This window comes from Chitinophaga sp., from assembly GCF_035564935.1.
GTDB lineage: Bacteria > Bacteroidota > Bacteroidia > Chitinophagales > Chitinophagaceae > Chitinophaga.
On sequence record NZ_DATMTE010000704.1, the window covers coordinates 1 to 9,249 of the forward strand.

Sequence of the window (9,249 nt, forward strand, 5' to 3'; positions counted from 1 at the left end):
AAAGAAGCCCGGCCAGGGCATTGCAGCTAGTATGTAATGCCTTATCAGAAACGATTATTTTACAAAAAAAGAAGGGCCAGCCTATGAAAGACCAGCCCAAAACTCCTTTAGAATTTTGCCTCCGGCAAAGCGTGTTAATGCGGCAATAGCTCCGCCAGTTTTTTGTCCAGCTCTTCCCCGCGCAGGTTCTTCGCTACTATTTTCCCGTTAGGGTCCAACAGGAAATTCTGAGGTACTGCCCGCACCCCGTACAATTTCGCTACCTCGTTTTCCCAGAACTTCAGGTCTGATACATGCGTCCAGGTAAGTTGATCAGTATGAATCGCTTTCAGCCAGGCATCGTGCCCGTTGGCCTGATCCAGCGATACACCCAGGATGGTAAAAGACTGGTCCTTATACTTATTAAACGCAGCTACTACATGCGGATTTTCCGCACGGCAGGGACCACACCAGCTTGCCCAGAAATCTACCAGCACATATTTACCCCGGAAATCAGTAAGATGAACAGGCTTGCCCAGCGTATCATTTTGTGTAAACACAGGCGCCGTGGCGCCAATAGCCGTTTGCTTCCAGCCGCTGATCAGTGCAGCCAGCTCCTTTCCTCTTTTGCTTTCCTTAACGGAGGCCGACAGGGTATTGAACACCGTTTCCAGTTCCGCAGGGTTTTCAGGAATAGCGCCGGCACTGCTCTGCAGAGCGTCTACGCTTACCAGCGATGCCGGGTTTTCTTTGATAAATGCCTGGTATATCTTTTTCTCTTCCTCACGGATGGCCTTACTTTTTTCATCATAGGATTTCCTGTATTCAGGCGACTTCCGGGTTTCGTCGCTGGCAGCCATGTAATCTTCCACCAGCTGGTCACGCTGTGCAGCAGCTGGATTCAGTTTTGCCTGCAGGCGCTGCTGGTCGTTGTTCAGCCGGGAACCTTTTACGGTGGCGTTATATACGGAGTCTTTACTACTGAGTACAATGATGCCTTTTTCAAGATATACGGCCAGCATATCCGACTTGTACGACATCATGTTGGTGGGTGGCCCGTGGCGCAATACCAGCGTTGCTTTTACGGGATCGCCCACTTTGCCTTTAAATTCAAATACACCCTGCTGCAACGCGGCGGAATCCCTTACGGTAGTTCCGTTGGCGCGATACGTCAGGAACAGTTTGGCGGGTGCATCCAGCGTCCCTATTTTTCCTTTCAGTACATATGCTCCATCCTGGGCCATAAGGGCGGCAGGGAAAAAAGCCAGCATTGATACTAAGATGTGCTTCATGTTGATGTTTGTTTATGATTTAAAATGGTCTTCCATCCAGCGGTATATTCCATTGCGGGTTAAACTTCAATACCACGTTGGAAATAGTTAAAATAAAATCCTTTGAATCCACCGTTCCCTCGTGTATTTCTGCTCCTATCCTGTGTTGTATTTTCTGTTTGCTCCAGGGCTTGCCGGTTTCCAGGCAAAGCCTTTTCAGATCCAGGAAGCGTTTGAACGATCCCAGTGGCAGCTCTCTCCTTCTTTCGGCCAGCACCTGTCCTATCACTTCATCCTGGGAAGCTACAGGCAACGCAGGCGTGCCCGTTTTATAACGGTAACGGCGCAACGTATTCAGGTCGGCAATGGCGGCAGACAACTGGTTGGTGCGGGCATATCCTTCTGCGCGCATAAGCAGCAGTTCGGGGTAACTAAATCCTGCTGTCATGTTTGTTTTAGAACCGCGGTAGTACTGGATCCGGTCGCCGTCGTCGTAAGTAACGTTATTATAAGTGGTTTTATAACCGGGCGCTGTTAAAAAGAAATATTTGAACCGCAGGTCATTGGCCTGGTCATATAACGCAATCACTTCATCGGAAGGATAGCTGGAAGAAGACCTGCCGGCGCCGGCGTCAAGGTTCCGGTAAAGCAGGTTCTCGCGGCTGTTGGCCGCATTCAGGAAATTATCCGGTCCTTTAATGGTGCTGTTAACAAGGTTGGTGGGATCCGTCCACGAAAAACTGTTATAGTCGTAGATCAGTTTATCGGTTCCGCCTTTGCTGGCGGCAGTCCATGCAAGATTGGCGTAATACACCACGCTATCATACTTCTGTGTAAACAGGTGATAGTATGCCAGCAAAGCCTGGGCTGCCGCTTTATTCGGCCGCGATGGCCAGTTGGTTACTTCCGGTACATCCGGCAAAGCGGTGAGCACATCATTGGCCACCAGTGCAAAAGCCTGCTGCTGGGTACACAGGTCCGGCAATGGCGCCCCCATGTCAGCGCTGGTTACATAAGGAATCGTTTTGGTATCGTTGGGCGTACCGGGTTTATACACCGGGCCATATACCAGCGTGGTGATAAAATACGACCATGCCCTGTCTACCAGCGCCTGTGCTATCACTGTTTTTGCGTACTGCTGGTTTTCCGCACTGAGGTTGGGAATGGCCCGTACACCATCTATCACGTTGTTGAAATAGGCCATGGACCGGTAGGTACCCCAGTCCCAGAAATAATCCGATGTAGCCGGATTTTTGTAAGGCTGCCTGAAAACGTAGGCCCAGTAACGGTCGATGTTAGGGTGGTTGTTTGCCTTGTAATTAATATTGCCTATCCCTTCGGAAAGCGACAGGTTATCTGTTAAATACCCAAGGTTACAGCCGGTGTTGTTATCGATAAACACCCACTGGGCAATATTGCTGTTATCCAGCAGGTGGTCAAAATCGGCCACTTCTGAAGGGATCAGTTTTCCTTTGGGTTTTACATCCAGGAACTTCTGGCAGGAACTGACGCTCCCTGCTATGATGATAACGAGTATGAGTATACGCTGTTTCATGATCGCCGTATTAATTGTTAAAGACTGAATGATAACCCTACATAAAATTCCGGCCGCAGTGCCAGGGAAGAGAATCCTTGTTCTGTAAATGCACCGGTGCCACCAGAGAGGTTTAACTCTGATGTTTCAGGATCACGGTGATCGCTGTTGGCGGTGATCAGGAACAGGTTCCTTGTCTGGAAATAGATACGTGTGCTGGTAAAGCCGATACGTTTCAGCAGGCGCGGATTAATATCGTAGGTTAAGGTTACATCTCGCAGCTTCAGATAATTGGCGCTTTCAATGAGTATATCCGAATAAGGGAAATAAAACATATCCATATTCCAGCCGCTGAGTTTCGGATAAATGGTATGGGCTTCATCACCCGGTTGTTTCCATCTTTCCGATACATGTTTATTAAGAATATTAGATCCGCTGAAAGCATCTCTCCTTAACACATTCCCCATCTTTGCAATAAACATGAACGACAGGTCAAAATTTTGTACACGGAAAGAGTTGGTTAAGCTGATCGCATATTTAGGTCGTAATGTGCCGCTGTAGACCAGGTCGCCCACATCTACGTTACCGCCACCGCTTTTTTCTCCTTTGGCCGTATAAAATTGAGATACCCCGTTATTATCCAGGCCGGCAAACTTGTAGCTGTACAGGGCATCCAAAGGATCGCCCGCTTTTTTGATGGCGCCACTGGTGATACTGGAAGGATACTGGTAATTCACATTATAAGTAACTACCGTGTTATTATTATAACTGAAGTTGAGGAAGGTGTTCCAAATAAATTTACGTTTGCGCAGCACATCAGCATTCACTGAAATTTCATATCCCTTGTTTTGCACTTCGCCGATGTTCTTCACCACCGAGCTGAAACCACGTGTGGGATCAATGGCGTCAGACGCCAGCAGATCGCTGCTGTTGCGCTGGTAATAATCTGCCGTTACATTGATGCGGCGGTTCAGCAGGGAAATGTCCACACCAAAGTTGGTGCTTTTTGTTTTTTCCCAGCGCAGGGAATTATTAGGTGGAGAAGAGATACTGTAAGATACATCCCCGGTATAATTGGAATAACTGCCGGGGGTAATGATAAGGAAAGGGCCTGAGTTCAGGGAAATATTTCCATTGATGCCATAGGACGCCCGCAGATCAAGCCGGTCGATGACCGGAACATTAAAGAATTTTTCCTGCGCCAGTTTATAGGTACCGCCGGCAGACCACAGCGGTTTGTAACGGTAACGGGGATCGGTACCAAAGAAATTGGTTTGATCCAGCCGGATACTTCCGCTGAGAATAAACCGGTTATCATATTCATAGGAGCCGTTGGCATACCAGGAAACAAAGCGGTTATCGAGGTAAGCATAGTTGCCTATACTGGCAGTGGGCCTGTTGGTGCCCAGCATATCTGCATTATAGGAACCGGCGTTGTAATCGGCATAGTTAAAAGTGGAAAACGTACCTGCCTGATCGTTATACCCGAAGCGGGTTGGCAGGGTATTATTATCCTGTGTATTCCGGCTGATCTCATTACCGGCAATAGCGCTTACACGGTGTTTGCGCGCAATGGTCCGGTTGAAATTGAGCTGTGTGCGGAACATATAACTCTGGTTAAAGTTCCGTGCTTCGTTTACCACTGCACCATCCGGGATATAGTGTTTGGAACCATTGGAGATGGAGGTATTATCATCGTACCAGAGCCGCACACGGTAAGCCGTTTTATCGTACAGGGAGCGGCTTTGTGCATCGCCGCGGCTCCAGGTACCTCCTGCTTCCACGTTCAAACCTTCGAGGAGCCTCACATTGATGCTGCCACCCAGCCTGATCTGTAAGGCTTTGGTGGTACTGGTTTCCAGCCCAAGGTCTTCCAAAGGATTATAGTATAACGGCTTCATTCCTGTTAATGCGGCGTACCTGTCTTCCTTCTTCTGGTTTTTGGAAGGCACATTCTGCGGCTCGCCGGTGGCCGGGTCTACCATCAGGGTATACGGCTGTATTAATGAAGTGTTGGTAAATGCCAGCATATCCTGCCAGCCCTTTACGGGGGCGGAAGAAGTAGCATAATTCACATTGGAGAACAGGCGGATGTTCACGCCTTTGCGTGGTTGCCAGTCGTTTTTCACATCAAAGATGAGACGGTTATCTGAATTGCGGACCGTGTTATTCTGGTTCGACACATATCTTACTGCGGCATTGAGCATACTTTTTTCGCTGCCGCCGCTTAAGGAAATGTTGTGTTGCTGGGTAAACTGGTTCCTGAAATAATATTTCTCCATCTGCGCCAGCCCGTCGTTTTTCTTCAGGGCATCCAGTTCTGCCGTTACATCTTTCTCACTCATCCATCCCTGCGATTTTGCAATCATCAGGTAATTCACGCGGGAAGTGCTGTAGTAATTATTGTAATCGGTGAGATAGCTGTTAGGATCCTGGTTATATAACTCAATTTCCGCATCCACATAATCGGCGGATGAGGCCCGGTTTAAATTGGACAGGTTGGGTTTCAGGGTGATGCCAGTAGATCCCTTGTATTCCACCTGCAGCGCGTCTTTCCTGCCGGATCGGGTGGCAATTACGATCACGCCGTTAGAGGACCGCGCGCCGTAAATAGAGGCGGCTACGGCATCTTTCAGTACCGTGACCGATTCAATATTATCAATATTGAGCGACTCCAGTCCTGCGCTGGAAGGGTACCCGTCTATTACCAGCAGCGGCGCACTGGCAGCGGTACCCAGCAGGGTAGACACGCCGCGGATTTCGAGGTTGCCTTCCTTGGTAAGTACCACACCGGTTGCCTGTCCTTCCAGGGCTGATTTTACATCCGGTTTCAGTTTACTGCGGAGGCGGTAGGGATCTATCACGGAAAAAGATCCAGTAGCCCTTTCGCGGGAAATGGTCTGGTAGCCGGTGTTCACCACATCAATACCAGTGAGCTTATTATTGGATGGTTTCAGTTGTATACTGATAACGCCGCTTTTACCCACTACGAGTTCCTGTTTTTCATACCCCACATAGGAAAATGATAATACCGCGTTTTCATCTTTTACAACCACGGTATATTCCCCGTTGTTATTGGTTTGTGTGCCTTTAGACGTACCTTTCACCACTACGGAAACACCGGGCAGCGGAACGCCGTTTTCATCGGTAATGCGGCCGGTAATTACTATCTGCGCGGGCGCCGCCGGTAATTCCGGTATGCGCGGAATAAAACGGGTAACGGTAATGGTTTTGTCTTCAATAGTATATTCCAGGTTTTGCCCCATCAGCGAGGCGCGCAGTATTTCCTGGATGGTAACGTTTTTCACATCCAGCGTAACGGGGCGGGTAGTTTGCAGTGCATCATAGTTATAAAAAAAGATGTACCCTGTTTGCCGGTTAATAGTACTGAAGACCGTTGATAACGGTGTATTTCTGACAGTCAGGCTCACCCGTTGTGCCACGCTTTTGGCGCTTACCTGCAGCATGCCTGCCATTAGTAAAAGAGCAGATAACCTCATGATCCTCCAAATTTTGGTTGGCAGATTATTTTTTTTCATTGAGCCGGCAAATACCGGCATGTAAGATCTGCATTGGTGGTGATGCGTTCCGGAAGTGTTGATATGCTGATGATCAGGTTTACGGATAAGGGAACACGCTCCCTCCTCCCTGTTTTGGAACAAAGCAGTTAATATCATACATTTGATTTCGGTGATAAAAATGAGTTTACACGAATAATTTATTGCCGCTAACCAGTGATGTTTGCCCATCACTGGTTTTTTAATGGCGCTGGTTTTAGTTGATTACTTTCAATACAATAGCTGGTTAGTTTAAGTGTTAAAAAATATGGCTTGCTTACGATCGTAATACGGTTATTTTTCTTCCTTCAATTTTAAACAGTACCCCATTTTTTTCCAACAGCCGGAGAATACCCGACAATGGCAGGCTACGCTGCATTCCTCCGCCAAAGCGCATTTCAGGCGGCGCACCTTCATACACTACTTCTATATCGTACCAGCGTTCCAGTTGCCGCATTACCGTAGTGATATCTGCACGGTCGAAAATGAAATAGCCGTTCTTCCAGGCTACGGCCTCCTGTACATCTGTACCTGAAACCATGATGCTATTATTCCCGGTGATACGGGCCTGCTGCCCCGGCAGCAGTTTTTTCACGGTACCGTTGCGGCCTACGTTCACGGCGCCTTCCAGGAGGGTAACTGCCATGGCCTGCTCATTGGCATAGGCCATGATGTTAAAATGCGTGCCCAGCACTGTAATATCGGCGCCGTTGGCCTTTACCAGGAAAGGCTTTCCGGGTAAGGCGGCCACTTCAAAATATCCTTCCCCCGTGAGTTCCACGGTTCTGTGGTTACCTGTAAAGGCGGTAGGGAAATGCAGGGAGCTGGCGGCATTGAGCCATACCCGTGTACCATCCGGCAGGGTAAGCTGGTATTGCCCGCCGCGGGGAGTGCTTAAAGTATTATAGGTAACAGTGGCGGTATTGCCGGCAGCGTGATACTGCACCTGGCCGTTTTGCGTTTTGATGATGCTGGTGTTGCCTTGTTGGCCCAGTGTATCATTCCGGGCTTCATCGAGCACTATGCGGGAGCCGTCTGCCAGGGTAAGCATGGCTTTATTTCCTCCGGGAGCGATATCATTTTTATAGCGCTGGGCCAGTGCAGGCGCCGGTTTCACGGTAGCAACCGGGCGGAACAGGAAATACAGCCCGGCGGCCACTAACAGGCCGGCGGTAACGGCAGCGGCCCACCAGAAGCGATGAATGGTTTTCACCGGCGCCACTGTTTCCACGAAAGGGGTAGTAAGATCTGCACCGGTAATACTTTGCAGCATAGCGGTACGGGCATCAGTATCCACGGGCTCCGTGCCGGCAGGCGCCTGCCACATCAGGTCCGTGAGCGCGGCCATGAGTATTTCCATGTTACCCTCATCTTCCAGCAATGTGTACAATTCTTCCTGCTCTGCGGGGGTTTCATTACCTGAAAGCCGCTGCTGTAATAAATATATGGCCCTTTGCTCCTGCATGCATAAAAAGAAAACCGGGATTAAAACGGTTCCCTGATACTAAGAATAAGCAGACGGCATAAAGGACCTATCTGCCTGAAAAATATTTTTTTACTTACAAATAAAGATCAGGTAAACAAGAGGGATCGCATGTCCGTTGCGCCGCAGATGCTCGCGTATGGCTTTCAGGGAAAATACCAATGCGTTTTTTACCGAGCTGGGCGACAGGTCCAGTTCAGCAGCTATTTCCGGTATTTTCATACCCCGGTTACGGCTCATCTGGTAAATACGCCGGCGCTGCGGCGATAATAACATCACCGCCTCTTCAATGATGGCATGCAATTCTTTCAGCGTGAGCCGCCTGGTGGCAGTATCGGTTTCCGTTTCTGCTACGGCTATGGTTCCCCGCAACCTGTATTCAGTGGCTTCCTTTTTCAGGTACGTGTAACATTCGTTGGCAGCTACTTTATATAGCCAGGCTTTAGGATGATCAATACCGGTGAGCTTGTCGCGGCTGAGCCATACCCGCAGGAAAGTAGCCTGGATCACCTCTTTAGCGCTTTCGGGCGACTTCACCATTTTCCGTATAAACGGCTCCAGTGTTATCAGGGAAGTGTTGAAAAGGATACCAAACGCCGCTTCATCGCCCTCTGAAATGCGTTGAAACAGTGATTTGTCAATATAGATACTATCGTGCATTATTGTTGCAGAATACGCTGTTGGTTGATGATAAGGTTGGTGGTATCGCTGCTAAAATAATATATTTTCAGATGCTGTTCAGGAAATCCGTCATCGACTGCTCCGTAAGCAGGTTTAATTTCTTCCGGAGCCGGTACCGCTTTATTTCCACTCCCCGCACAGAAATAGCCATCAACTGCGCTATCTCTTTGGTAGACAGCTTCAACTGCAGGTAGGCGCATACTTTCAGATCGGTATTGGTTAAAGCAGGAAACCTGTTTTTTAATTTCTTCAGGAAATTATTATTGATCTCATCAAAATGTGCCGCAAACTGATCCCAGTTATCATTATTCTTTTCTACATCATTCAGCAACAACAATGCATTCTTGATTTCCGGGTTGTTGCCGTTCTTTTTATATACCGATGCCAGGATATCTTTTACTTTCACCAGCGCATCCCCTCTTTCCACCAGGTGCATAGACGCATCCGCCAGTGCATTGTTCTTAAAATGTATTTCACTGGCCAGCTTTTCATTCTGCAGTTTGATGATCTCCTTTTCGTTCTTCTCCAGCTCCAGCTGGTGAATATATTTAAGACGTTGCTGCTCTTCATCAAAACGGCGCTGCTGAATACGCAGGCTTCTTTCCTGCCACCGGTTCAGCAGGTACAATACTGCGAGGAACAATAATACATAGCCGATATAAGCCCAGGTGGTTTTATACCAGGCGGGCAACACTATAAAGCTGTAGGTAACTACTTCCGATTCATGCCCGAGATTATCGTGTG

At 48.5% G+C, this 9,249-nt stretch carries 6 protein-coding genes; all 6 read right to left on the bottom strand.

Features of this window, described 5'->3' with window-relative positions:
* Positions 1-134: 134 nt before the first annotated feature.
* Positions 135-1,271: a TlpA disulfide reductase family protein gene (locus VN105_RS18190; RefSeq protein WP_325642954.1), complete on the bottom strand. Its 1,137-nt coding sequence runs from the start codon at positions 1,269-1,271 to the stop codon at positions 135-137.
* A 19-nt stretch (positions 1,272-1,290) separates the two neighbouring features.
* Entirely contained in the window at positions 1,291-2,805 is a 1,515-nt protein-coding gene (locus VN105_RS18195) for a RagB/SusD family nutrient uptake outer membrane protein (protein WP_325642955.1), read from the bottom strand.
* 17 nt (positions 2,806-2,822) lie between these two features.
* The gene (locus VN105_RS18200; RefSeq protein ID WP_325642956.1) at positions 2,823-6,284 is read right to left on the bottom strand and encodes a SusC/RagA family TonB-linked outer membrane protein; all 3,462 of its coding nucleotides are present in this window, start codon (positions 6,282-6,284) and stop codon (positions 2,823-2,825) included.
* Between the two features lie 334 nt (positions 6,285-6,618).
* Positions 6,619-7,806, bottom strand: a complete 1,188-nt coding sequence (locus VN105_RS18205; RefSeq protein WP_325642957.1) for a FecR family protein — start codon at positions 7,804-7,806, stop codon at positions 6,619-6,621.
* 90 nt (positions 7,807-7,896) lie between these two features.
* Positions 7,897-8,484: an RNA polymerase sigma factor gene (locus VN105_RS18210; RefSeq protein ID WP_325642958.1), complete on the bottom strand. Its 588-nt coding sequence runs from the start codon at positions 8,482-8,484 to the stop codon at positions 7,897-7,899.
* A 67-nt stretch (positions 8,485-8,551) separates the two neighbouring features.
* The coding region (locus VN105_RS18215) for a helix-turn-helix transcriptional regulator (protein ID WP_414647250.1) at positions 8,552-9,249 on the bottom strand (698 nt) is incomplete at its 5' end.